The 26,076-nt window shown below is 55.2% G+C and carries 18 protein-coding genes and 1 riboswitch; of the genes, 7 read left to right on the top strand and 11 right to left on the bottom strand.

Features of this window, described 5'->3' with window-relative positions; all coding sequences use genetic code 11:
- Positions 1 to 108: 108 nt before the first annotated feature.
- Together BUB60_RS15680 and BUB60_RS15675 are read left to right on the top strand one after the other, a co-directional pair.
- Positions 109 to 1,068 (top strand): glycyl-radical enzyme activating protein, encoded by a 960-nt coding sequence (locus BUB60_RS15680; protein WP_073081001.1) that lies wholly within the window; start codon positions 109 to 111, stop codon positions 1,066 to 1,068.
- 111 nt (positions 1,069 to 1,179) lie between these two features.
- Positions 1,180 to 3,639: a pyruvate formate lyase family protein gene (locus BUB60_RS15675; protein WP_073080999.1), complete on the top strand. Its 2,460-nt coding sequence runs from the start codon at positions 1,180 to 1,182 to the stop codon at positions 3,637 to 3,639.
- Between the two features lie 217 nt (positions 3,640 to 3,856).
- On the opposite strand, the gene BUB60_RS15670 is transcribed toward BUB60_RS15675, so the two are convergent.
- A complete protein-coding gene (locus BUB60_RS15670) occupies positions 3,857 to 9,196 on the bottom strand; it encodes an S-layer homology domain-containing protein (RefSeq protein WP_073080997.1) in 5,340 nt (1,779 codons plus the stop codon).
- Between the two features lie 509 nt (positions 9,197 to 9,705).
- Here BUB60_RS15670 and BUB60_RS15665 point away from each other — a divergent pair.
- Positions 9,706 to 10,032, top strand: coding sequence for a hypothetical protein (locus BUB60_RS15665; protein WP_073080995.1), 327 nt, complete (start codon positions 9,706 to 9,708; stop codon positions 10,030 to 10,032).
- Between the two features lie 75 nt (positions 10,033 to 10,107).
- Here BUB60_RS15665 and BUB60_RS15660 read toward each other — a convergent pair whose 3' ends face one another.
- Entirely contained in the window at positions 10,108 to 12,132 is a 2,025-nt protein-coding gene (locus tag BUB60_RS15660; protein WP_073080992.1) for an FAD-dependent oxidoreductase, read from the bottom strand.
- Positions 12,133 to 12,308: 176 nt separating this feature from the next.
- On the opposite strand from BUB60_RS15660, the gene BUB60_RS15655 reads away from it, so the two are divergent.
- The gene (locus BUB60_RS15655; RefSeq protein WP_073080990.1) at positions 12,309 to 13,751 is read left to right on the top strand and encodes an FAD-dependent oxidoreductase; all 1,443 of its coding nucleotides are present in this window, start codon (positions 12,309 to 12,311) and stop codon (positions 13,749 to 13,751) included.
- Positions 13,752 to 13,880: 129 nt separating this feature from the next.
- On the opposite strand, the gene BUB60_RS15650 is transcribed toward BUB60_RS15655, so the two are convergent.
- The 5 genes from BUB60_RS15650 to BUB60_RS15630 all read right to left on the bottom strand — a co-directional run bounded on the left by BUB60_RS15650 (position 13,881) and on the right by BUB60_RS15630 (position 19,458).
- Positions 13,881 to 14,996 (bottom strand): ABC transporter substrate-binding protein, encoded by a 1,116-nt coding sequence (locus BUB60_RS15650; RefSeq protein ID WP_073080988.1) that lies wholly within the window; start codon positions 14,994 to 14,996, stop codon positions 13,881 to 13,883.
- Positions 14,997 to 15,015: 19 nt separating this feature from the next.
- On the bottom strand, positions 15,016 to 15,804 hold the full coding sequence (locus BUB60_RS15645; RefSeq protein ID WP_084726542.1) for an ABC transporter ATP-binding protein: 789 nt from the start codon (positions 15,802 to 15,804) through the stop codon (positions 15,016 to 15,018).
- Positions 15,804 to 16,826, bottom strand: coding sequence for a FecCD family ABC transporter permease (locus tag BUB60_RS15640; protein WP_073080984.1), 1,023 nt, complete (start codon positions 16,824 to 16,826; stop codon positions 15,804 to 15,806). The genes BUB60_RS15645 and BUB60_RS15640 overlap by 1 nt, the downstream gene beginning before the upstream one ends.
- Before the next feature lie 4 nt (positions 16,827 to 16,830).
- Positions 16,831 to 18,186: a molybdopterin molybdotransferase MoeA gene (locus BUB60_RS15635; protein WP_073080971.1), complete on the bottom strand. Its 1,356-nt coding sequence runs from the start codon at positions 18,184 to 18,186 to the stop codon at positions 16,831 to 16,833.
- 90 nt (positions 18,187 to 18,276) lie between these two features.
- A complete protein-coding gene (locus BUB60_RS15630; RefSeq protein WP_073080970.1) occupies positions 18,277 to 19,458 on the bottom strand; it encodes an ABC transporter substrate-binding protein in 1,182 nt (393 codons plus the stop codon).
- A gap of 235 nt (positions 19,459 to 19,693) precedes the next feature.
- A riboswitch (molybdenum cofactor riboswitch) is annotated at positions 19,694 to 19,844 on the bottom strand.
- Positions 19,845 to 20,215: 371 nt separating this feature from the next.
- Here BUB60_RS15630 and pepT point away from each other — a divergent pair.
- The 3 genes from pepT to BUB60_RS15615 all read left to right on the top strand — a co-directional run bounded on the left by pepT (position 20,216) and on the right by BUB60_RS15615 (position 22,796).
- A complete protein-coding gene (gene pepT, locus BUB60_RS15625) occupies positions 20,216 to 21,454 on the top strand; it encodes a peptidase T (protein WP_242941227.1) in 1,239 nt (412 codons plus the stop codon).
- A gap of 248 nt (positions 21,455 to 21,702) precedes the next feature.
- Positions 21,703 to 22,416 carry an IclR family transcriptional regulator gene (locus BUB60_RS15620; protein ID WP_073080969.1) on the top strand — a complete coding sequence of 238 codons (714 nt, stop codon included), beginning with the start codon at positions 21,703 to 21,705 and terminating at the stop codon, positions 22,414 to 22,416.
- Between the two features lie 143 nt (positions 22,417 to 22,559).
- Positions 22,560 to 22,796, top strand: a complete 237-nt coding sequence (locus BUB60_RS15615) for a helix-turn-helix transcriptional regulator (protein ID WP_073080968.1) — start codon at positions 22,560 to 22,562, stop codon at positions 22,794 to 22,796.
- A 101-nt stretch (positions 22,797 to 22,897) separates the two neighbouring features.
- Here the strand turns inward: BUB60_RS15615 and BUB60_RS15610 are convergent, their stop codons facing one another.
- From BUB60_RS15610 to BUB60_RS15595, 4 genes are all read right to left on the bottom strand, one after another.
- Complete coding sequence (locus BUB60_RS15610) at positions 22,898 to 23,248, bottom strand: helix-turn-helix domain-containing protein (RefSeq protein WP_159435440.1); 351 nt, start codon at positions 23,246 to 23,248, stop codon at positions 22,898 to 22,900.
- A 231-nt stretch (positions 23,249 to 23,479) separates the two neighbouring features.
- Positions 23,480 to 24,730 carry a 3-isopropylmalate dehydratase large subunit gene (locus tag BUB60_RS15605; protein ID WP_073080966.1) on the bottom strand — a complete coding sequence of 417 codons (1,251 nt, stop codon included), beginning with the start codon at positions 24,728 to 24,730 and terminating at the stop codon, positions 23,480 to 23,482.
- Between the two features lie 55 nt (positions 24,731 to 24,785).
- Positions 24,786 to 25,289 (bottom strand): LeuD/DmdB family oxidoreductase small subunit, encoded by a 504-nt coding sequence (locus BUB60_RS15600; RefSeq protein ID WP_073080965.1) that lies wholly within the window; start codon positions 25,287 to 25,289, stop codon positions 24,786 to 24,788.
- Positions 25,290 to 25,344: 55 nt separating this feature from the next.
- Positions 25,345 to 26,076 (bottom strand): oligopeptide/dipeptide ABC transporter ATP-binding protein (locus BUB60_RS15595; protein ID WP_073080964.1); only part of this gene is annotated, 732 nt, incomplete at its 5' end.

Genomic DNA, 26,076 nt, shown 5'->3' with positions numbered 1-26,076 from the left:
AACAGAGGGGCAGGTGTGTGCATATTAACGATTACCTCCAGCTTGAAAATTTAGCCAATACGTATCTATAATATAGTAAATGACCGTTAAAGGAAGGCCTGCATAATAATGGAATACCAGAACGTCACCGGACGAATATACGACATACAAGGCTATGCGGTACACGACGGGCCGGGGATTCGCACGACGGTTTATACCAAGGGTTGTCCGCTGCGCTGCCTGTGGTGCCATAGCCCGGAATCGCAATATCATTCGCTTGAACTGGGCTATCTGCCGGTAAAGTGCCTGGGCGTTGACCTGTGTCAAAACGCGTGCGTGAGCGCCTGCCCGAACGGCGCTATATCGGCAGGCGAACCTGTTCGAGCGCTTGACGGGTCTGGCGAGCTCCGAAAAGCAATGATCGACCGTGCAAAATGCACAGGCTGCCTGAAATGCACCAAAGCGTGCATCACCAAGGCGCTGTACCCGTCAGGCAGGGACACGACGGTCGACGAGGTCTACGAACGCCTCGATAAAGACCGCGGGTTCTTTAAAAATGGCGGCGGGATAACCATTTCCGGCGGCGAGGCGATGGCACAATTTGAGTTCACCCTCAATCTGGCGAAAAGGCTGAAAGACAGCGGGCTGCACATCTGCCTTGATACCACGGGGTTCGCGCCAACGGAAGAGTTCAAGCAGATTTTACCATACATAGACCTGTTTCTGTACGACATCAAGCATATGGACACATTGATGCACAAGAAGCTCACCGGGGTCGGAAACGAGCTGATTTTGACCAACGCGCGATTTCTCGCTGAACACGGGGGCGCGCTGCAAATCCGCGTACCGGTCATACCGAAGCTGACCGATAAAGAGGACAATTTACGGGCGACTGCGGCGTTTTGCGCTGAGCTCGGCGAGGCGGTGAAATTGGTGCAGCTGCTCCCGTATCACGCGACGGGACGGATGAAATACGACCGTTTAGGCTGGCACTATAAGCTGAAAAATGTTGAACCGCCGACCGAGGATTTTATGAATAGGATTCTCGCGCTTTTCCAAAGCTACGGGCTGAGCGCGCAATTGTATTAAATTGAACGCGTTTAATTTAGTATCATCACGTTAATTGCGCTATAGCTCAACCAATTGAAATGTCGTGTAATAAATTAATCGCGCCGGGTCAGGCGCGACAAGGAGGATATTATGGAGAACTTCGACATTTCCATCTCCGAGCGTATTCTTGGGCTCAAAGCGAAACGGGAACGCATCAACAGGGACTTGCACCTGAACATCGAGCGCAATCGCATCATCACAGAGTACTACAAGGCGCACGAGAACGAGTACCCGGTACTGAAACGTGCCGGCTACCTCTATGCGTGGTGCGCGACGCGGGAGATCAACATCGAGGACGACGATATTTTTCTCGGCGATGCCGGTCCCCATTGCCGCACGGTGCACTTTGACATCGAGCAGACCAGTCAAAGCTGGCTGCGCGGCTGCTTCGGCGACACCGACGAGCGGTTCCGCGCCGCGTGGCAGGTGCCGGGAAGTATCTGGGTGGACGACGAGGACCGCCAGTGGCTGCTGGAAGCGGCGGATTACTGGGAAGGCAAAGACATCGGCGCAACGGCCCGGGGGCTGTTTCCCCCGGAGTTCACGGAAAATGCCGGACCGGTTCTTAAGGATCTGACCGGTTCGTATCCGGGACACTTCAACCCCAACTACGAGCGGGCGGTGACGGTCGGGTTCGGCGCGGTGCGTCAGACCGCCATCGAAAAGCTGGACGAAATCCGGAAACACACAACCGCAGACAACGTCCGCAGCGAGCTGTTCTACCGGGGGCTTATCAAAGTCTGCGACGGGATGATCCTGATGAGCAAGCGTTACGCCGAGGGATGCCGCAAGAAAGCGGAAACGGCAACGCCTGACCGTCGTGCGGAGCTGCTTAAAATGGCCGACTCCTGCGACTGGATCGTTGAAAATCCCGCCAGAAACCTGTGGGAAGGCTTCCAAACCATATTCTTTTATCAGTATCTGATCACAGCAGACGGCACACACTGGGCGGATTCTCCGGGGCTGATCGACAGCTTTCTCGGACCGCTGCTTGAAAACGATGTGAACACCGGCGCGCTGACCCGCGAACAGGCGCAGGAGCTGTGCGACGCGTTCCTGCTGCACTACGGCGATCAGATTATCATGTTCCCTAAGCCCGATAATGACCGGCTTATTGAAGCGCACAGGAACGGAAAGACAATGTTTGACCTGCAGGGCGGCATGCAGAACATCGCCGCAGGCAGCCTCATTACCCTCGGCGGCCAGAAAACAGACGGGACGGGCGACTACAATCTTGCCACCGAGATGCTGCTGCTGTCCTACTACCGGCTGCGTGTTGCCGAGCCAAGCCTTGCGCTGCGCATCAACAAGCATACGCCCGACCGCATCTGGGAGATCGGCATCGCCTGCAGCAAGCGTTCGGGTGGTTTACCGCAATTCAACAACGACGATGTAATTATCCAGACGATGCTTGATAAGGGCGTGCCGCTGGAGGATGCCAGGCGATATGCCGTTTTCGGCTGTGTTGAGCCGGCCATCAGCGGCAAGGAGTGGTCGATGGCCGCCAACTGCGGCGGTTTCGGCGGCGGATCAAGCCTTATCAACATACTTCAATACGTCATCCACGGCAACGTCAACCCCATGATGGGCACTCCGGGAATGCTGCCGTGCAAAAAGCTGTACGAATACGAGTCCTTTGAGGAATTAAAGGCAGAGTTCGAGCGGCAAGTCAGGTTTTACATTGACTACGGGGCACGGCTGTACCACTTCGCCGCGCTTGTATTCGACCAGGCGTGGCCGTGCCTTTCCGCCTCCGTGATGACGGAGGGCTGCCTGGAGTCTGGCAAGGACGTCACCTGGGGCGGCGCCAAGTACAACGGCATGGGCTCCATGCTCAGCGCCGTTGCGACGGTCGGCGACAGTCTGATGACGATAAAGAAGCTCTGCTTTGACGATAAAACCGTCTCGGCGCGTGAGCTGTATGACGCTTTGCAGGCCAACTGGGAGGGCCATGAGCTGCTCCGCCAGAGAATTTTGAACGAGGTGCCGTTCTACGGCAACGACAACGATGAGCCCGACGCGCTGGTCCAGTGGTTTACAAACCTCTGGGCAGATCATTTCAATTCGCGGCCGGGCGTCAATCACGGAACGAATAACTGCGGGGCACTGGACCTCTACTGGGTCTGGGGCGGGAAAATGACGTGGGCGACGCCGGACGGGCGAAAAACAGGCGACCCGCTGTCGCCCTCAAGCGACCCGCGCCAGGACGCTGTCAAGAACGGTCCCTTGGCGTATGTCAAGAGCGTTGCAAAGATGCCCTGGGATAAGATGCGCTGCGGCGGCGCGATCAACCTGCGCTTCGACGCAAACTCCGTGCGGGGCGAGGATGCCACAGCCAAGGTGCGCGAGCTTATCCAGTCGTACTTCGCGATGGGCGGCATCCAGTTCCACTTCACGGTGGCGGATACCGCCATTATGCGCGCGGCGCAGAAGAACCCCCAGGATTATCAGGACCTCATCGTGCGTATCGCGGGTTTCTCCGCCTACTTCACGCACCTGCCGTTTGACGACCAGGAGAACTATATTGCCAGATACGAGATCGGCGTGTGACAAGGAACACCCGTCCCCCCGGCTGTAACAACAGACAATTTGCTGTATACCCGAAAGGAAACGGGGGACGAAATGTCCCTAATTTCAGTTACTACAGATAATTGTTCTTAGCCGGAGAGTCCAGCTGCGGCTGATCTCTCCGGCTTCGATCTTTACTCTGGCTATTCAACTAATAACATACGCTTAGTATACGCACCTTCAACGGTGTTATGGCACTTTAATTTGTTATCATATCCTGCAGGAATACCGCAACCATCTTTGCAGCCTGTGCGCGTGTGGCGTTGGCTCTCGGCGCAAAGCTTCCGTCGCTGCCGCCTGAAATTATGCCTGCCTGCTGCATCGCGGTTACAGCATCGGAGGCATAGGAAGAAATCTCTGCGCTGTCGGTGAAAGTTACTGCACTTGTTGTCTCCGGCAAGGTATAGCCCGCAACTTTTTCCGCATAGCGTGCGACCATCACCGCAGCATCCTGGCGGGTGATAAATGCGTTCGGATCAAACTTTCCGTTCGAACCGGCAGCGACGCCGTTTTCATACGCCCACCTGACTGAGGCGAAATACCAGTCATTCACAGACACGTCAGAAAAGGCTGAGGATGTATAGACGCTCAAGTCGGCGCCGGAGAGATTGGCAAGAATCGTCACAAACTCTGCTCTTGTGATATTGGCATCCGGGCTGAATTTCCAGCCGCCCGTGCCGTTTATGATTCCCCGTGCCCCGAGGTAGTTGACGTAATCCGAGAACCAGCCGGACACATCGGTGAAGCTCACGTTGTTATAGCCTACAGCGTAGGAAGAGAAGTGGGAGGTCTTAAACGTGACGATACCCGTTGACGCGTCATAGACGCAATCGGGAACCATAATGAGTTCGCCGCTGCCGGAAATATAGTAAACGACGATTTTACTCGCGTCCTCACCCTCGATGTGCGTATACGGTACACTTACAGTCGCTGTGCCGCCGCCGAAGCTTGAGATGGTCGTGCCGCCGGAGGTTATCTTCAAGTCGTAAACCGGCCTGCTGCCTATAACAGCCTTGCCCTGGTCCGAAAGGGCTGTGGCGCCCGGCTTTTGTGCCGTAATCGTGATGTCGCCCGCCGTTTTTTTGCCGATTTCGGTCAGTGCGGCTCCATTAAAGGTGACTGTCGCAACAGAGGACGAGATCGTCAGTGCATTGACACCGTCCGTCAAAGATGAGACTGCGGCTTGTGGGATAGTCACAGACATGCCTTTGGCCCCGCTTCCGGTATCGATGTTGATTTCAACAGCAGCTTGCGACTTATGTTCCTGCGCGATCTCGCGGGCCGCTTTCACCAGGGCCCCAATCTGATCCTTACTCACGCTGGCTGCCGCCACGCCGTCCGAACCGGTGATTGCCGTGAAGGACTGCGCCGCGGTGGCCTTGTTGTTGTTTGTTGTAACAGTAATAGCGCTGCTGGGATTTGCTATCCCGGTGCTTCCGCCGCCGTAATAACCGCCCGGGTCGGAGATGCCTGTGTCTGCCGCTGCGTCCAGGACGGCTGTGCCGCCCGCCAGCTTCCAGCTGAACAGTTTAAGACCGGAGGGAAGGGAGACTTTCCAGTTATTCGCCAGCAAGGCTGTGGCTTGCGCCAGAGTAGCCGTATCAGCGATGCCGGTATTAAGCAGAGTGGTCACGTCACCGGCATTGATTTGCGCCGCTGTTTTTCCGATCAGGTCCCGCACAGCACCCTTGCCATCCTGCTCACCCACGACGATGGTGCCAACGCTCAAGCCAGGGAACTCGGTGTCACCGGCCTTTTGCGTACGCCCGGTATTATAATACCCGGGAAGCATCAGGCCAATGCCCGTGTTGCGCCCAGCCAGCGCGCCCACATCGCCGGTACTGCCGGTGGATATCAACTCGATATCCGCGAAGTTGTTGTATGACACGGCGGAGTGGAAACCGCTCAGGCCTCCAATGGCAGTCTTATTAAGGGATGCGGAGGATACGATGCTGCCGGAGATACGGTTATTGATTATACCTGCCCGGGCAACGATACCAGTGAGGCCGCCGGCATAAGCCCAGGCCGCCTTGGAGGAAGCCGTGATGTTCACATCCACGGCGCAGTTGGTAATGGTGCCCCGGATGACGGAAGCCGCCAGTCCCGCCACATAAGCCGCGCCGGAGTTGCTGGCGACGGACAGCTTCCCAGCCACAGTCACATTGTCGATATAACCCGAGGAGCCCACGGCACTGCCATTGGCATAAATGGTCTGGTCGACAAAGCCCGTCAGTGCACCGGCATAGATACGGCTGCTGCCGTCGTTTGCGGTGGAGATATCGACATTTCTGAGAACCAGATCGGTGACTGTGCCGTTTTCAATGTAAGCAAACAGTCCTGCGTACTGATAGAGCGCCGGCTCTACGGCAGAGCCGATAGTAAGGCCCGAGATGGTATGTCCATTTCCGTCGAAGCTGCCGGAGAAGGGATGGGGCGCGGGGCCGCCGGCAGGAATCCATTCCTGGGTCAGGACAACGTCCGCCGTCAGCTCAATGACTTTCCCCGCAAAATCCTCATCCGTGTTGACCGCAGCGGCAAAGGCCCGCAGCTGTGTCTCGGTTGAAATGCGGTATGGCGAGGCCTGTGTACCGGAGCCGCCGGCGAAAATGGTGGGATCTGCCTTGCCATAGCCGGTGATATCTCCGACTTTTGCCTTTTGCAGCGCGATATCCGCAGAGGATTTCAGCCGCTGCATGGTCGCAGTGGTCGTATCCAGTGTATCCGTCCCCTGCGCGCTGATGATGACGGCAACAGATGAAGCATAATCGGCTCCGGCATCCACCGCGACGATCTTCCCTTCATGAACTGTCAGCTTAACAATCAACATTCCATCCGTCGACCGGCCGTAATACACGCCGTCCACATAGTTCGGCTGGACAACAGGGAGCTCAATGTCGGGTTCCACATATGTAACGGCTGCCGCTTCGCCCGTGGGCAGGACTGTTGCATCCGTGAACATCCACCCACGCAGTGTGACACCCGGATAATCTGCCGCCAGGTTGATGGGGAAAACGGAGAAATTGCCATTGAGCTTGGATGCAAAGTCTCCGCTGGCCAGTGCGGACTCTGTCAGGCCCTCAATCTGATAGGAGATGCTACCCGAATAAGGCTCGCCCTCATCGCTGATTCCGGGGCCTACCAGCCACCCGGCCGCCACGACCGGATTGACCGTTTGCTCCGCGATGGTCTGAGAGGACTCCGTGCTGAAATAGCTGTCATAGAGATTGCCGATGCCGGTAACCCAGCCTGCCAGAGCGCCTACATAATAGGAAAAGGTGTCTGAGGAAGTATCGCCGGTGGCATAGCAATTGACCATATTGCCCGCGTGAACACCTGTAATCCCGCCCGCGGCGGCCATGCCCTCATACTCCACCCCGTTTTCCGTACCCCGCTTTGCCGTACCGGAGACGTCGCCGGTGGCAAGGCAATTTGCGGTTAGGGCCCGGTTATTCAGACCGACAAGGCCGCCCGCTTCGGCAATGCCCCCGACAGCCTCCGCGCGGACAGCCGCGCTGCCCATGCTGTTGACCAATTGTCCTTTATACTGCATGCCGATGGCGCCGCCCACAAAAATATTGGCTTTGTCATGGGTGGTTTTGCCCCACATTGTACCCGAGACGGACACGCCATCAATCAGCGAATTAGCGCAGTAACCCGCAAGGCCTCCCACATAGCACGAAGAATTGCTCACCACGTAGATATCGGCCTCAAGCTTCAGGTTTCGAACAACTGCCCCGTCCAGCACGCCGAAAAGCCCATAGTAAACGCCGTTGCCTGTATCCTGCAAGGGGGCTTCGGCTGTACCGATGACAATGCTCGAGATGGTTTTACCGTCGCCGTCAAAGGTACCGGAAAACGCATACTCGCCCACACCCACCGGCGTCCATGCGCTGGTCAGCGCAATGTTGTCCGTGAGCTTGATATGCTTGCCGGTATAATTGATCTTGTCGTTGAGCGAAAGGGCGAAGGCTCGAAGCTGCGCCTCGGTCGCGATTTGATAGGGGTCTCCTTCCGTGCCGTTACCGCCGTCAAAGATGGAATCATCCGTTTCCGAGGGTACCCAGAGGGCACCGGTGAGGACGGCCTTGCCATTGGCCAATCCCCAATCGAAGAACTCGCCGTTGACGACAGCGATAAGCTGAGACATGGTGTCCTTAAGGGAAGTCCCGCAGAATGCCTCGACCTTAGCTGAGGCCGTGCTCTGTGCCGTGGGAGAGAGATTGCTTCCCAGAAGGGATATAAACTCGGCGGAGGCCAGAGCGGCAGCACTTTTGCCAAGAACGCTTTCATCGACCTTGCCGCTTACGTTCTTAACCGCTGTATCTAAGGCATTGTCATAATAGCTGCTCATCACGATGCCGGCGGTTACGATATTACCCGCCAAGCCACCGACACGCACGTTTGAACTCACATTCTGCACAACGCCGCCGGCGGCATAACAATTATAGAACACACCGCCGATGGTCCCCGCCAAGCCGCCAGCGTTGGCACTGGTGCTGCTGGAGGCCACAGTCACATCACCCAGGGCATAGCAGTTCATCGTCAGTGTATTGATGCTTGGATAGCCCAGAAGCCCTCCGGCATTGAGGATGGCTGATCCTGTATCCACCGTCACGTCGACATCCGCGCCGGAGTTGGTCAAAACGCCGTACTGGTTTGTGAAGCCGGCAAGACCGCCCACCATGGCTGACTTGTTGGCAGTCCGTACGTCCACCACACCCGAGGCGAAACAATTGTCAATGACAGTACCCTTGCCGCTGGCGGAATCTACCTTCGCATAAGCCAGCAGGGCCCCGCCATAGGCGACAGAGGCAGCGCTGACATCCGTATAGATGGCGATATTCGTCAGCTTGATGCCACGCAGGACCGCTGTGTTCAGCACATAACCGAACAGACCGGCATAGGCCTCTGTGGACCTGCTCTCCGCACTGCCGATAGTAAGGCCGGAGATGGTGTGGCCCTGGCCGTCGAAGCTACCGGCAAATGGATTGCTCGTACTTCCGACAGGCGTCCATTGTCCTGAAAGTGCAATATCCTGTCCAAGCTTGATGTACTGGTCGGCATAGCTGTTGCCGGCGTTCACCTGTCCTTGAAACCATGCAAGCCCCGCCGCGCTGGAAATCACGTAGGGATCAGACGATGTTCCGGTTCCTCCAGAGAATCCATTGGCCGCCGCGGCCGCCGCCTTGTCCAGAGCCCCGCCGACCGCGCCCTTGATCGCGTTACTGCTGAGAGTTGCCCCGCTGACAACGTCAACATCCACGGACTGGGCTGATAGTATTTTCCCTATCATTCCTAAAGCATTTTGCCAGATATCCGGCGTCTCGCTTTGACTGACAGTCTCGATTGCTGTAATTTGGCCGCCTGCTATCGTCACGCGCATTTCCACCGGACCGTTGCGTCCCTGTGCGAAACCGTCGTAACTGCCGTCTGCCCATTTCGGCTCTGCTGCCAGTGCGCCACCCATCGACGACAGCATAAGCAGCACTACCAGTAACAGGGATAAAAGCTTTGTGCCTCTCCTTCTTATTGTTTTCATAATAATCTCCTCACTTTTAGTTAGAATAATCTAACTTCTGGATATTTTTTTGGTCAGGCAATCCTGACCAATCAGAACTTTTAGTTAGATCAATCTAACTTTGACATGTTTTTTTGATCAGGTAATCCTGACCAAGTCAGATATTACCACAAGGCGGACTGTTCGTCAAGGAATACTCCATCAAACAGAAAACCTGTCGCTCGGACGATTCAACCATCTGGTCTTAATATGCATCAAATTTATAAACAAAACAAACCCGAACCCTTCTCCCTATGGAAAAAAGTTCGGATTTGGCCTGCCTTTTGTTATGATAAGTGGGTAATTGGGAACTTCCTATATTTACAATTCGTCAAATCATGGCGGTATAAATCTCGGCACGAAACCGTTCTATTTACAGGATAAAATATAATATTCAAGCAATATTGGAAATCGAGTATAATTGTCGTGTTATAAATCCATTGCTTATCATTTCAAGGATTGCGAATAAAAAGGAAGGAAGAATAGGGGAAATGAAGAATTTTTTGAAATGGAACGCGCATAGCTCCACGTTAATTACTGCTGGAACAATTGCCTCAAGTCTTGGGCTATTAGCGTTGTCCTTTGAGATAATTGTCGTGCAATTTTTTCGTTTTTATATGTGGAATAATGGCATAGTATACTGGAGTCCTCAGGTAAGCGTCAGCGGTTCTCGAGGTACTTCTGCGAGTGATATTATTTCCACTGCCTGGATTAATGTAGCGTTCATAATTACAGTTATTGTTGCCCTGCTGGGAATGATACTGTTATTTGTTGGCGTGATGGGAAGGCTGTCCGGGAAATCGAGCGAATCGAGATGAGCGCGCTAAATGTTTTCATGGTGGCGGCACGCGCGTCCCGGAGTTTTACCTGACGCCGGAAGCTTGCTTGAGCTCTTACAGTCTGTAGGCCACCTCATAGGCCTGGTTAATCACCGTCATCAGATTGCCAACCTTGGCGGCGTCGCCCAGCACATGCACCTTACCGCCGGGCAGGGCATCGCCGTCAAACGGGACGTAAGAGGTATAGCCAACGGACAAAATCACGGAGTCCGCGGGAATGAACTGCGCGCCTGTCTCCATTTTGACCAGGACGCCGTTATCCCTGATTTCGGACAAAGCGGCGGACGTGTAAACGTCGATCCCATAGTAACGGACGATCTCCCGCAGCATTTCGGAATTGGCCGCGGAGAGGCCCATGATCTTCAGGATATCGTCCTGCATTTCCACGATGACCGCCTTTTTCCCCTTGAGGGCCAGGTCATACGCGATTTCGCAGCCTGTCAGGCCGCCGCCGATGATCGCCACCGTATTGCCGGCCTGCTTTTTGCCCATCAGATAGTCAACCGCTTCGATCGTATTGATGCCGTCAAAGCCGGGAACCGGCAGCTTTTTGGGGACGGAACCCGTGGCGACGATGATCTCGTCGGCATTAAGGCCTGCAAGCTGCGCCGCGGTGATTTCGGTATTCAGACTGACGGTGACGCCGAGCTTCTTCAGCTGGCGGCCATACCACTGAATCAGCGCCTTGTCGTGCTCTTTGAAATCAGGGGCCGCGGCGGCAACGAACACACCGCCCAGACGGCCGCTCTTTTCGTACAGCGTCACGTCATGGCCGCGCATCGTTAACAGGCGCGCGGCCTCCATGCCGCCGATGCCGCCGCCGATCACGGCGATTTTCTTTTTGACCGAGGCCGGCCTGAGCGCCAGCTCCTCTTCACGCATGGTAACGGGGTTGATGGCGCAGGCGCCCATAGGCCCGAAGCCGCAGGGGTTGCCCTTGAAGTGGCTGATCGGGAAGCAGCCGTTGTGGCAGCCGATGCAGGGCCGAATGTCGGCAAGCTGTCCGTCGCGGACCTTGTCGCACCACTGGGGGTCGGCCAGCAGCGCCCGGGCGATGCCGACGGCGTCCACCGCGCCTGATTCAACGGCGCGCGCCGCAATATCGGGGTCGTTCATCTTCCCGGCGCACACGACGGGAATACTGACAAAATTCTTGATGTACGTGACCTCCGGCAGATTGCAGGCCATGGGCATGTAGACGGGCGGATGGGCCCAGTACCAGGAATCGTAGGAGCCGTTGTCCGCATTGAGCATATCGGCGCCGGCGGCCTCGAGGATGCGGGCGGCCGCAGGGCTCTCCTCCATGCTTCTGCCGAATTCCACATAGTTTTCGCCGGGGAGCGCGCCCGCGTTGAAGCCGCGCATCTTGCTGGCCACGCTATAGCGCACGGAGACGGGATAGTCGGCCCCGCAGGCGGCCTTGACCGCCTTAATGATTTCGGTGGCAAAGCGGAGGCGATTTTCCAAAGAGCCGCCGTACTCGTCCGTCCGGTGGTTCGTGTTCAGGATGGAAAACTGGTCCAGCAGGTATCCCTCGTGAACGGCGTGGATCTCCACGCCGTCGATTCCCGCCCGTTTGCACAGCGCGGCCGTTTTACCATAGGCATCGATGATCTGACGGATTTCCTCACGGGTGAGCCCCCGGTGCTTGATGGCCGGGTCCCAGACATTGGGCAGGCCGTCGGACGGCGCGACCATGACATCCTTGAAAGCGTCGGCGCGCATGTCCGCGCCGGGGATCATGAACTGCACCCGGCCAAAGCCGGCGCCCAGCTGCATAAAGAATTTCGCGCCGTATTGGTGGATATCGTCCATCAGGCTCTTGACCGGCCCCATGAACAGCGCCTCCGACTCGTACAGCCAGCCGCCCGTCATACCCTTTACCCCGATGACGCCCGGGATAATCAGCCCGACGTTGGCCTTGGCGCGTTCCAGGTAATAGGCGCGGGTTTTCTCTTCAAAGTGTCCGTCAAAGCCGATGGGATTTGTACCGCCCATGGCGCACAGGACGATTCTGTTTTTAACCGTGATGCCGCCGATTTTCATAGGCATGAAAAGCGCTTCATACTGACCTGCCATATTGAGCCTCCGATATTAATTTTTTCCCAGATTATCACAAGCGGCGGACAAGTTCAATCATGTCCTCCATGAAATCTATCTAATATAAGCTAAAGCAAAATTGCGGCATGAAAATTCTGGCAGATAATACTTATCCTGTGTTACTATATATACAAATTGCTTATGGAGGTATTTTTATGGCTCAATACGGCGCGGAAGTCTATCATAACTACGATATGCCTCACCAGTTTGAAAAAAAGGGTATTGCCAAAGCAAAAACAATGACCGAAGCTCAAAGAGAAACTAAAATAATACGCGAAACGGACGTCATCGTGGTTGGCGGAGGTCCCGGAGGCATTGCGGCGGCAGTATCGGCGGCGCGCGGCGGAGCGAAGACGATTCTCATTGAAAGATACGGTCATCTCGGCGGCATGTCCACCGGAGGTCTTGTCAATATCATCCCGAATTTAAGCGATATCTATGGCACGCAGCACATCGGCGGTTTTTGTCAGGAAGTTATAGACAGATTGGCAGCGCGCGGCGCGGCATGCTTCCCCGAAAAATGCTTCTGGGGTAAAAGCGAATCGTCGGTTGTCGATACTTACCTCAAAGCGAATATGATGCATTTCTACATCAGAAAAAACAAGGAAGGGAAATACGTCGTATTATATACGGCGGTCATTGACCCCGAGGTTGCCAAAGACGAGATGAACACGATGCTCTCGGAAGCCGGCGCCGAGCTGCTCCTGCACACCTGGGTAACCGCGCCCATTATGGACGGCAATACGGTAAAAGGCGTTATTGTGGAAAGCAAGGCGGGGCGGCAGGCGCTCCTCGGTAAGGTTGTGATCGATTGCTCCGGCGACGGCGATCTCCTGCCGGGGACGGGCGCGGAAACAACGGATTATATGATACCCGGCTCCAGGATCGCCCAATTTGGCTTTGTCTATTGGATTGCCAATGTTGACCTTGAAAAGTACGATGACTTTATGAATACCGCGCCCGAGCAGTATAAGGAGGCGACCCAGGCAATCGTCAAAGCGGGAGGCCTGCCGCACTTTTCCAGAGGCCTTTTAAAGCAGCATGAAGGTGTTGTCTGGGTTCATCGTCTTATAGGCTCCTTACATCAGACGGAGCCGGAGGAGATGACCCATATCGATGTGACGACGCGAAACCAATCCGTCAGGACCTGGGAATTATTGAGGAAATACATGCCGGGCTTTGAAAAAAGCTTTATCATGCTGACCGCGCCGCAGCTTGGGACCTCCGGCGGGCGCAGAATTGTCGGCGAATATTTTCTCACCGGGCGGGATATGGACACTGACCAGCCGTTCGACGATACGATCGCCGTCTTTGCGGATAACGACCGGGGCGAAGCGTCGCTGCTGCATCCCAAAACATATATTCCTTATCGGGCGCTGGTGCCGAAGGAAACGGAGGGGTTGCTCGTGGCCTGCCGCGCCTTCTCCGCCGATCACGATTTCAGTGAGTTTTTCAATCTGATCCCGCATTGCATGTGTTTCGGTCAGGCAGCGGGAGCCGCGGCCGCAATTGCCGTAAAAGACGGTGTCGGTGTCAGACACGTCAGCTTTACCGCGCTGAGAAGCGAATTACTGACACACGGCGCTATATTGCCGTGAGCTGCAGGTCCAATAACGGGATCGGCTGTGAAGACCGCCGCCGCGCCCCTTTTTACATTGCAGTACCCCGGCGTCCGCGTTTAAGCGCAGACGCCGGGGTACTGTTATTTATTATGGAGCTTCCGTCTGCTATTTACCCATGATCTCCTTGATCTGATCGTCGGTGAAGTCGTATTTAAAGAAATGGCTGTAGAAATATGAGATGTCCTTGGCAAGCTCCTCGTCCGGCACAAGATCAGGATACAGCTTGTTGATCGCCCACAGGATTGTCAGAGGCTGCTCCGTTGTGCGATTGCCCCAGACGTGCGCAATGCGCGGGACGATGTAAATGGCGCCGTTCTTGACTGCGGTGATGCCGGCCAGGCGCGCATCTTTAAGGACGGCGTCCTTCTCCGACGAGGTGGACACGAACATATATTGGGGATTCCATTTGAGCAAATCCTCCAGGGTGTATGTCAGCGACTCTGTTGTTGAATCCTTTCTGGCGGTGGCTGTGACGCTGATCCCGCCGGCCTTGTCGATCCACCATTCAGCGATTAAATGCGGCTGCGCAAACTGGCTGGGAGTACCGTAAACAACGGTCTTTTTATCCTCCTGCTTGATGTTTTTCGTGAGGTCCGCCGCTTTGGCCATCATGTCGTCGAAATACTTGAGATAATCGGCAGCGACATCCTGTTTGTTAAGGATGTCGCCCAGGAGCGTGATGCACTGCTTGACGTCCTCCGTCTTCGTCCAGGAAAGCTGGATGACCGTCAGGCCCTGTTTCTCAAGCTGCTGCGTCAGGCTTGAATCCATCGTCAGGCACAGATCCGGCTTGGCCGCGAGGATATTTTCCATCAGCAGCTCACTGTCAGCGCCCTGGAACGGCGTAAGGTCCTTAATCTGCGGGGTGAACAGATATTGATACTTTGTCCAGCTGGGGCTCTTCACAAAGGAGGGCGAGCCTTCGTTGCAGATCAGGTCGCCGGCACCCATCGTCTCAACAAAAGCATTGAGAACACCGATCGATCCAAACGTGCCGATCTTTTTAATCTCGGCGGGCAGCGTGACGGTGCGCCCCGCCATATCGGTGACCGTGCGCTGTGCCGGTGCGGAAGCGGACGGCTCTGAGGACGCGGAGGGCTGTGACGTTGTGGCGGCGGGAGGCGTGCCCTCCGCCGGGCCGCTCTGGGCACACCCGGCGAGCAGGGCCGCGGCGAAAAGAATTGCCAGCAGCAGCGTGGTGATCCGTTTGATTGATTTCATACCTATACCTCTTTCGTTTTTAATTATTCATAACCGGGATACAGACTTTCGTCACGGTATCCTTCGAATCCAGCTTCGCCTCGGCGACGCAGACAGGCGTCGAATACAGCGCGGTGAGATTCTCGGTGGTTACGACTTCTTCGGGCATGCCCTGTGCCATGATGACGCCGTCCCGCATGAGAACTGCTTTGCTGCAGGCCAGAAACGCATGGTCCGGGAAATGCGAGGTCATAAGGATGGCATAGCCCTGTTCAGCCAGTACTTTAATGACCTTCAGCATTTTCACCTGATTGCAGTAGTCGAGATTTGCTGTGGGCTCGTCCATGATCAGAATCCTCGCCTGCTGCGCCACAGCCCGCGCGACGAGCACCATTTGCTTTTCCCCGCCGCTCATTTCATTGAACTGGTATCTGCTCAAGTGGCTTATTTCCAGCTTGTCCATCGCTTCCTCGGCGCGCCTGCGATCTTTTTCCGTCGGCCGGCTGCCGAGCGCCAGATGCGCCACGCGCCCCATCAGGACAATCTCGCCGGCCTCGTACGGGAATGTTACGCTTGATGCCTGGGGGACATAAGCCATCATCTCCGCCCGTTTTTTTGCGGAGACCTTCGACAGCTCCTGCCCTTCCAGCGCGATGCTGCCGCCCTTGATTTTGTTCAGGGAGAGAATGCATCTGAGCAGCGTCGTTTTCCCCGTCCCGTTGGGGCCGAGAAGGCAGAGAATGTCTCCGCTCCGGAGCTCCAGGGAGATATCCCTGAGGATGGGCCTGTCCGGGCGGTAATAAAAGCTCACATCACGGACTTCCAGCACTAGGACCACCCCTTTTTGACCCTTGACAAAAGCAGCACAAAGACGGGCGTTCCCACAAGGGCCGTCAGGACGCCGAGCGGGAGTTCGACGCCTTCCACGCCGCGGATGATATTGTCTATAACGAGCAGGAACGCGCCGCCGATAAAAAATGACGCGGCCACCAGCTTCGAGTAATTTGCCCCGGTGAGCATCCTGGCAATATGCGGGACAACCATCCCGACCCAGCCGATGATCCCGCAGATACTGACCGCGCACACCGTCATCAGCGTCGAGCTGCCGACGACGATCATCTTGACCAACGGTACATTGACGCCCATTGTTGTCGCCTCGTCCTCCCCGGCGGCAAGGGCATTGATCTGGTTTCGGTATAAAAATATGAGCAGAAGGGATAGAAACATCGCCGGCAGTAAAAAAAGAACATCTTTATTCGCTCCTTTCCCGAGGCCCCCCATGAGCCAGAAAGTGATTGACGGCAAAGCGTTTTCCGTATCGGCCAGCGTCTTGACAATCGACAACAGGGACTGGAACAGGCTCGAGACGACGATGCCGGCCAAAATCAGCACTGTAATCGTCTGTTTCCCGAAGACATACGCAATCAGGTATGCCGCCAGAACGGCCATCAGGCCGAAAATAAACGCCGACGTTTGTATCTCCCACCACGTCGCGTTATGGATCATGGCAAGCGCCGCACCGAACCCGGCCCCGGCGGAAACACCCAGGATATCCGGAGATACCATGGGGTTCTTGAACAGCGTCTGATAGGAGGCCCCGGACACGGACAGCGCGCCGCCGACCAGAATACCGAGGGCAATCCGGGGAAGCCGAACCTGTAAAACAACGGTCTCAAGTGTCGCGTCCCAGGTCTGGGGGATATGTATAAATTTGGACAGGATGATCCCGACAACGGTTTTTGGCGGGATCGGATACCGCCCCACCAGAAACGATCCGAAAAACAGGACGACCGTTAAACATACAAGAATGATGATTTTAGCGCCAAAATATTGGCTGCTTCTAATTCTCAAAGCTTCATTCTCCCTTATTTGGCGATGTTCCGGTTTCGGCTGTGCCGTGTGATTTTAGTTGGCGCAGACTTTTGGCCGCGATTGTACGTTCCCCATAAAGGAGCTTGACGCGGACCTTTCCGCCCGCTTTAAACTGTGCCGGATCGCCGGTCACGGCTACGGACGCCGCGGCGTTGATGAAATTGTCCACGGTGTCGCCCATACGCTCCACAATACGCGCCGAGTACCCCTGCCCGGTCATCTCCAGGCGAAGTCGGGGTTCCCATATGCTCTTCCCTCCTCCGCGCGTCGGAAAGTCCTCTGCCAGCGTTGCCTCAACGGTCTGCCGTTCATAACAGGGGCAGCCCAGCCAGTGTTCGATGATGGGCGGCAGGAAATATTCCGTCATGATGATCGCCGCGTGGGGCGGGCCCGGGATGCCCAGCACGGGCTTGCCTTCAACGCTGGCCAGAAGCAGGTTTTTGCCGCCGGGTCCCAGCAGGACGCCGTAGCACGAAATCCTGCCCATTTCGCGCACGGCGGCAACCGTGTGATCGCCGTAACGATGCTCGCCCTTGCCCACACCGCCGATCACCACCAAAATATCGCAGGTCGGCAGCTCCCTGCGGATGGCTTCGGCAATCGCCGCCCCGTCGTCGGGCACGAGCCGCGAAACCATCGCCTCGGCGCCGCATTGCAAGGCCGTTGCCCGCACATAAATGCTGTCGCAGTCGATGCTCTGGCCGGGGGCCGGAACCTCTCCCGGCGCTTTCAGGTCGTCGCCCACCGGGATGACGGCGATCCTCGGCCGCCGCTTCACCCGGACGGCGGTGTGCCCGGTATACTGCAGGATTGCCAGATGTGACGGCGAGAGCTTCTCATCCGCTTCCATCAGCTTTTCGCCCCCGGCAATCGACGCGCCCTTCAGCTGGACGCTCTGGTAGAGGACCGGCAGCTGAAAAAGCGTGGCGGTACCGTCGTCGTTCAGACAGCACTGCTCCGCGTGCGCGATGGAGTCGAACTGCTCCGGGATAACCGAGCCCATCGGGCAGTGGCGGAACGCATCCGGCAGCAGCGTATGATTCCCCGACGCAAATTTATCCTCGCAGTGCGCCCGGCAGACGGCGATGCCGTCATGCATGGCGCAGTTGGCGGCCGGAATATCGAATTTGGCATAGACCGGCGCCGCGGACACGCGGTTCAGCGCGTCCGATAACTCTACCGTTTCCGTTTCGACATTGGAAAAACAGATGCCGTCAAGCCACATATCAAGGGCTTCGCCGACGGTTGGCACCGGCACAATTTTCTGTGTACATTGGTAGGAACAATCCTTACAGGCATCGACGCACGGTTTCGGCGGAACGACAACGCTCCCCTGCATCGCGCAGCACCTCCTTAATTTTATATTGCAGGCGGTATTCCGCGGCACAGCGCGTGCCTGCGGAATACCGGCCCGGGGCCCGGACCGTTATCAGGTCAGGCCGTTGCTTTTCGCCCCATCATACTGAGGGGCTATGATCTTCCAGTCCGCGTCGGTAAGCTTGTAGTTCAAGAACGTCGCGTAGAATTGCTCGGCATACGCCTTGACGTCGATATCCTTGAACAGGTCGGGATACATGACTTTAGCCATCCACAGAACACACAAAGGCGCCTCCGTGGCACAATCCCATTGCTCGATTCCCGACGGAATCAGGTATACATCCCCGCTCTGGATCGCCTTCATCTTTGCGTACCGCTGGTCGGCCGCCCAGGCTTTATAGCTGTCCAGGGTTTTTCCATCGGCATTGCCGCTCATATTAATCTGGAAAATGTAATCGGGGTCCCACTTGACAATCTGCTCAGCGTCTACGTCAACGAAGAATTTACCCGTACTTGCCGTCGAATCCGCGGACAGATTGATCCCGCCGGCCATTTCCACAACATAGCCCCAGACGCAGTTATTGCCGTAAACCTGCGTCATGTCGGACCTGATCGGCAGCACCCTGATCCGGCCGGAATCCGGGATGTCCTTCACACGTGCCGATACGAGGTCAAAAATTCCGTTCGCCCAGGCGTAATACTTGTCCGCGACGGCGGTGGTACCCGTTAACTTCGCAACAAGGTCGATTTCGGCGTAAGACTGCTGAAAGACGTCTTTCGGGTTGTCGATATTGACGCCGTCGACCAGAACGGTCATACCGAGGGATTGCAGCTTTTCATTTGTTTTGGCGGCGGACGAGGGCGATATAATGACGTCGGCATTCGCTTTCAGCAGCTGCTCGGTGTTAACGTCGTCAAACGAACCGTAATCGGGGATATCCGCAAGCTCCGGGAAGGCATATCTCAGCCACGGATACTGCGTCGTATCACACATTGCGGCGATCTTATCCGTCTGCCCGAGCAGTATGGAAGCGCCAAACGCGCCCTTCCAGGACGTAATGGCATAGCTTTTCAGGTTCGAGGGCGACGGGACCGTCACGGTGTTGCCCATCAGGTCTGTCAGCTCGACCTGTCGGGGCTCTTCTGTGGCGGCCGGAGAGGCGGTGCCGGATACCGGCGCGGTTGTCCCCGCGCCGCCTGCCGGATCGTTGGCATTGCCGGCGCAGCCCGTGAGCACGCCGACCAGAAGGACGGCCGCCAGCAGCAGCGCGATTTTTGTGCGAAGCTTTTTCATATCTACTTCTCCTTTTTTATACTCGGTATATGCGAATACCGCGGGAATTTATATCGATGCATCGCTGCACTGATAACCTCAAGCCAAAATAATGTCCGTGTACTCTGCATAATAAAAAAGCATCCGCCTCACAGTCGGATGCCCAAAATTTTTACCAAAGCATAGCAAATATGCCTTTAGTAACGTCGAGAAAACAGGCGCTCGATTTACAAACCAAGCGCCTGAAATTCAATCAACAGGTAATTTTCAGGCTTCTTTCCTCGCAGGACTCAAAATCCTGTGTCATAAGAGGCAGCAGCGTTTCCGCCGCTACCCTGTGAGTTCAACACTCAGGATTAACCGGCATAGTTGCCCGTAGCCGGAAAACCTCGAAGCTGATATTCAATTCAGATGATTTCTGGTTTCGGACCCATAACAATCAGCGGCTGATCTGTCGCGTTTTTTAACCCCGCAATAATATATCAAATAAATAAAACTAAATCAAACTTAATATATCTATAACTAAACAAATTAGACTTATTCTAACAGTAAATCTAATAAAACGCCGTTGTTTTTGCAACGCAATCGAAAAAATATTGCACAAATCCGTCGAATATTACAAGCAACAGCCTGTCAGAAACGCCGGAAAAGTCTCCGTCGGAAAAATAAACGGGGGCTGGTCAGCGCCGTGCCGCGCTCCGAGCTCCGGCGTTTTTTGATTTCATGGCCATATCGGTTTATAATAGCAACATCCTGATAAAGATGGGAAGGGAGCTTCATGATGGCAACGAAAAGCGCGAAATATCCGGAATTAGTGGGGCGTTTCATCGGTTACGCGAAAACAGAGACCCGCTCGGATGAAAAGTCGGGGGCGACGCCGAGCACGCAAACGCAGGTCGCGTTCGCGAAGGCCCTGCAGGCGGAAATGGCGGAAATCGGCCTGATAAATGTTCATTATCTTGAAAAGAACGGTTTTGTCATCGGTACCCTGCCGGCGACGCCGGGACTGGAGGGCAAGCGCAAGGTCGGCTTCATCGCCCACATGGACACGGCTGATTTCAGCGCGGTGAACGTGGACCCCCAGCTCGTGGAAAGCTATGACGGCGCGTCGCCCATTAAGCTCGGAACTTCCGGTTATGTGCTGGACCCCGCCGAGTTTGCAAATCTGAGAAACTACGCCGGCCAGAACCTGATTACGACCGACGGGACAACGCTGCTCGGCGCCGACGATAAAGCGGGGATCGCCGAAATAATGACGGCGGCCGCGTATTTGGCAAAGCACCCGGAAATCGGGCATGGCGAGGTCCGGGTGGGCTTCGGGCCGGACGAGGAGATCGGCGTTGGGGCGGATAAATTCGACGTTCGTGACTTCAACGCCGACTTTGCGTTCACTGTCGACGGCGGCGCGCTCGGGGACCTGAATTACGAAACCTTTACGGCGGCGCAGGTCGTGGTAAAAATCGAAGGGAAGAACGTCCATCCGGGGACCGCGAAGGACGTTATGGTGAACGCGCTGCAGCTGGCCAATGATTTCCACGCGGCGCTCCCTAGCGCGGAACGCCCCGAAAGGACAAGCGGCTACGACGGTTTTTACCATCTGACAAGTATGGACGGCAAGGTCGACGCGGCAAAAATGACATATATTGTGCGCGATTTTACGGACGAGGCCCTGGAGAAGCGCCTCGGCGTAATGAAAGACGCCGCCGCAAGGCTCTCCGGGGACCGAATCAGGCTGGAGATCAAATATCAATACAAGAACATGTCGGAGGTCATCAAAAAGGACATGTCGGTCATCGCGTTGGCCGAGGCGGCGATGCGCGAGGTGGGCGTGGCGCCTCGTATCGCGCCGATCCGAGGGGGAACCGACGGCTCAAAGCTTTCATATATGGGCCTCCCCACGCCGAATCTGTTTGCCGGCGGAGAAAACATGCACGGACGCTTCGAGTTCGTCAGCATTGAAACGATGGAAAAAGCCGTAGACACCATCGTGAAGATTGTTGAGCTGAACGCGAAGTGATCGGTTCATCCCCGTACATTTTATTAGCCGGTGGACGATGAAGAAAGCTTGTTGAAGCCGCCGGCGGGGCCGAAGTTTGTTATACAAATAAGCAGCGCGGTACTCGTAATGAGTACCGCGCTGTTATGCCGCTTTTCGTCATATTCTTTTGAAATTGTATTGCATTTTACTTTTTTTTAGAATATAATACAAATAATATTTCCTATATATAGGACATCGTCCCATATTTGGGACGTTAGGAGAGTCTCATGTATGATAAGACGCTGAGAATATTGGAATATGTTTCGGGGAATCAGGAAAACAGCACAATCCAGGCCATCAGCCGTCAAACAGGGATCTCAAAGAGTACGGTTCATCGTATTATAAAAACCCTGGTGGACGACCAGGTGGTCATTCCCAGGCCCAAAAGCGGGTATAATCTGACGCCGAAATTATTCGCGATCGGCCTGAACGGCCTCAAGCAAAAAAACGTTATGGATCTTGCCGTACCAATCCTGCGGAACATATCCCAGTCCACAAAGGAAACGGTTTCTTTCTATGTGCTGTCGGGTACGGAACGCATTTGTGTTTACCATGTAGAAGGCGAATACCCTTATTCCCGCACAAAGATCGGGGACCGGGGGCCGCTGTTGAAAGGGTCCGTCGGGATGGTCATGGCCGCATTTATGGACAGGACGGAGCTGTCAGGAATAGCAGACCTCTATATGAAAGAGGGTACGCTCACGCCGGAGCAGATTCAAAGCGCCATGGAGCGGCTGACGCTCGTTAAAGAACAGGGCTACGCCGTCAGCATGGGTGCCAGGCACCCTGGGACCGCATCTTTAGCGGTGCCGATTTTCGATATTTCCGGATATGTGACGGCGGCACTCAGCATTGCGACCAATATCGATCGGATGACTCCGGAGGTCATAAAATATTATTCTCAAATCCTATCGGATGTCGCCAAGCAAATTTGTATGTAAGCACTCTACGTACTGCAAGGAGATACTTACAGGGGTTTTATCATCAGCTACTGGGTAAAAAAAGGGACTACATCAGGATCAAAGTTATCGGAATTCATCTTCTGTCTCAGTGGAAGCAGTTATTCGAAAGCGGTGTGATTGATATGTTGGAACCCGGATATCCTATCCCGAGCAGAATAAACGCCTATTTAGAATATAACGGCTATAGCAAAGCAAAAATCGCCAGAAGAATCGGGGTCCCCCCCAACGAGTTTTACGACATGCTGATGCTGCGCAAAACGATGACGGCCGACACTTTGGTCCGCCTTTGCGTCGTCTTGGGCAGAACGGCCGAATACTTTGCCAACTACAAGATCAGGGAAAAGTTCGAAGCAAGCTGACAATACGCCTATTAACCAAGAAAAGCTCCGCATTCCGTCAGGTTGCAAAGCTTCGTTGCTTCGATGCTGCCGCGGTATCCGCGCCAGGCACTCAAGATAAATTACTGCCCTTGTTTGATATGCTTACCATACTTCATATTGACGTAATCCCGGATATCTTCTTTAAGCTGGCTGGAAACCGCACGATATTTCATGATGATTTCCTTTTCATCCGACTGAACGACGACCATCGGCTCACTCATATCCAGGTTCAGCCATTCATCCAGGCTTGCGTCATAAAACTTGCTGAGCTTATGCAGGGTGTCAATATCCGGCTCCGCCCTGCCGTTTTCATAATGTCCCAGCTTGCTCTCGCTGATACCGATTCTGGCCGCCACATATTTTTGTTCATAGCCCCTGGCCGACCGGGCTTCTTTCAATTTTCGAGCGATACTAAGACCTAATTCAGTCAAAATTCTTCCCGCCTTCTGCTATAAATTTATCCGGGATCATAGAAATATAAATCATTTAGTGCTGGAGATTTCGACTTTCCCATAGTTCTGCCGTCTATTGTACGTCTTTTCCGTCAATTATTCAACATGCGAATTTTACAATTAAAACCATTTGGATCTGCTTCAAATCAAGCAGGAAAGCCAGAAATGTTTTTGCGCATTTCTGGCTTTATGCCGTTGCCGGTCAGGCTGTCAGCGGGATCTCGGGTCCGTTATTTTCCCGCTTATGGCGCTTGCGGCGGCTGTGGCGGGTGAAGATAGATAAACGGAGCCTTTGGCGCTGCCCATACGCCCCAAGTAATTTCTGTTGTTTGTGCTCAGGCAGTTTTCTCCGTCGTTGACCAACGCGTGTATTCCGCAGCCATTGCAGCCGGCGTTGCAAATAATACAGCCCGCGTCGGCAAATACCTGTAAATAGCCCTTTTGAGAAAGCTCCGCGATAACCTGATTGGAGGCGGGCGTGATCAGGCACTTCAAGTCTCTGGGAACCGTATGTCCCCGCAGGATGCCGGCGGCGATTTTGAAATCTTCAGTCCGGCCGTTCGTACACGAACCGATGATGACCTGCTGTAACGGAACGCCCTCCACCTCACCGACCGGCACGCCGTTGGCGGGACTGTGCGGCTTGGCCACATAGGGAACGAGCTCAGACGCGTCAATTCTGATTTCCTGAATATATTTCGCGTCGCTGTCACTTTGGAAGAGGTCCATGTCCCCGCGCTTTATTCCCCGGGCTTCCAGATATGTAATTGTTTTTTCGTCCGGGGCTATGATGGCGTTTTTCGCGCCGCCCTCGACCGACATATTGCACAGCGTCAAGCGCGCTTCAACCGACAGGTCCGCTATGGTGTCGCCGCAGAATTCGAGTGTCTTATAAGTGGCCCCGTTCGCCTGAATCATGGAGAGCAGCTTCAGAATAATATCTTTAGAATACACATGCTCCGGCAATTTCCCCGAGACAACCACTTTAATCGCTTCCGGCACCCGGAACCAAAGCTCGCCGGTGGCGAAGACGGAGCACATTTCCGTCGATCCTATCCCCGTTGAAAACGCACCCAGGGCGCCGTACGTCGTCGTGTGCGAATCCGCGCCGACCGCGACCATGCCGGGGCGAATATGTCCGCCCTCGCAAATGAGCTGATGGGATATGCCGCGAATATTGAAAAAATGTTCGATTTCATAATCCCGTGCGAAATCGGCGTTTATTTTTAATGTATCGGCCTGCGCAAGCGTCGTCGGAGGTGCGAAATGGTCGATGCAGACGAAAATTTTCTTTTTGTCCCAGACGGGAATCCCAAGCTCTCTGAATTCGTTAAACGCGATAGGACCGGACGCATCCTGCGTCATCGCCAGATCGATTTTCGCGTTAACGATCTGACCGGCGTGCACCTCCTTTGCGCCGCACCCCCTGGCCAGTATCTTTTCGGTAATGGTCATACCCATACATCGTCACTCCTTATCTGGTTTTTTGAGACCGGGTCTGGATTCGCCGCAGGTTCTACTTTTGTCTAAAACGAAGCTTCAGCAGCGGAAGCAATCCGCCCGCCTCAAGCTGATCGATTAAATAAAGCGGAATGGGGATTCCCTGATGCGCGGTGTCCTTGGTCAGGTTATAGATGACGCCGTACTCCAGATCGACCTCCAGCTCATCGCCCACATCCGTCTTCGCCGCGATATCGGGGCACTCGATGCAGGGCAAGCCGATGTTAATGGCATTCCGGTAAAAAATACGGGCAAATTCCTCGGCGATAACCGCCTTCGCCCCGGCGGCTTTTATGGCGATCGGGGCTGTTTCACGGCTTGACCCGCAGCCGAAATTCTTTGCCGCGATGACAAAGCCGCCTGCCGATATCTTTTCGGCAAAATCGGGGTCGATATTCTTCAGGCAGCCCTTTGCCAGATCCTCCGGTCTGGATGAAATATGGTACTGCGGCGGGTTTATATCGTCTGTATTGATATGGCTCCCGAATTTCGTCAGCGCTTTCCCTTTAAGTGTTTCCATGCGTCTCTCTCCCTGTCAATGTGATTTGTTGTAATTGCCTCAAAATATTTGGTGCTTACACGCAGTGGCAGGCGACGAAATGGCCGTTCCCCACGTCGCGTAATTCAGGCGGGACCTCGGCGCATCCCTTTTTCGCCATGGGACACCGGGGATGGAACGCGCAGCCGGACGGCGGATTCAGCGGCGTCGGCACGTCGCCGGTGAGAATGATCCGGCGGCGCGTCTCCTCCGCCACCGGGTCCGGCAGCGGCTGGGCCGACAAAAGCGCCCGGGAATAGGGGTGCAGCGTATTGGAATACAGCGCCGATGCGTCCGATAGCTCCACGATTTTGCCCAGGTACATCACAGCCACCCTGTGGCTGATATACTGCACGGCCAGCAGGTCGTGGGAAATAAACAGATAGCTGAGCTGCGGGTTTTTCGACTGCAGCTCCATCAAAAGATTTAGAATCTGCGCCTGCATGGACACATCCAGGGCCGATATCGGCTCGTCGCAGACGATGAGCGTCGGGTCCCCCGCCAGGGCGCGGGCCACCGCCAGCCGCTGCCGCTGCCCGCCCGAGAACTCGTGCGGATACCGGTCCATCATGTCCGGGCTCAGGCCGGACATGGTAAACAGCTCGGCGACCCTGTCGCCGTACTCCTTCTTGCTGCCGGTCAGCCGATGGATCTTCAAGGGCTCCCCGACGATGTCGCCGGAGTTCATGCGCGGGTTCAAAGAGCTGTAGGGGTCCTGGAACACCAGCGCCATCCTCCGCCGGAACTGGCGCAGCTGCGCTTCCGACGT

The sequence above is a fragment of the Sporobacter termitidis DSM 10068 genome (assembly GCF_900130065.1).
In the GTDB taxonomy this organism is placed as follows: domain Bacteria; phylum Bacillota; class Clostridia; order Oscillospirales; family Oscillospiraceae; genus Sporobacter; species Sporobacter termitidis.
This window is presented reverse-complemented; position numbering and strand designations above follow the sequence as displayed.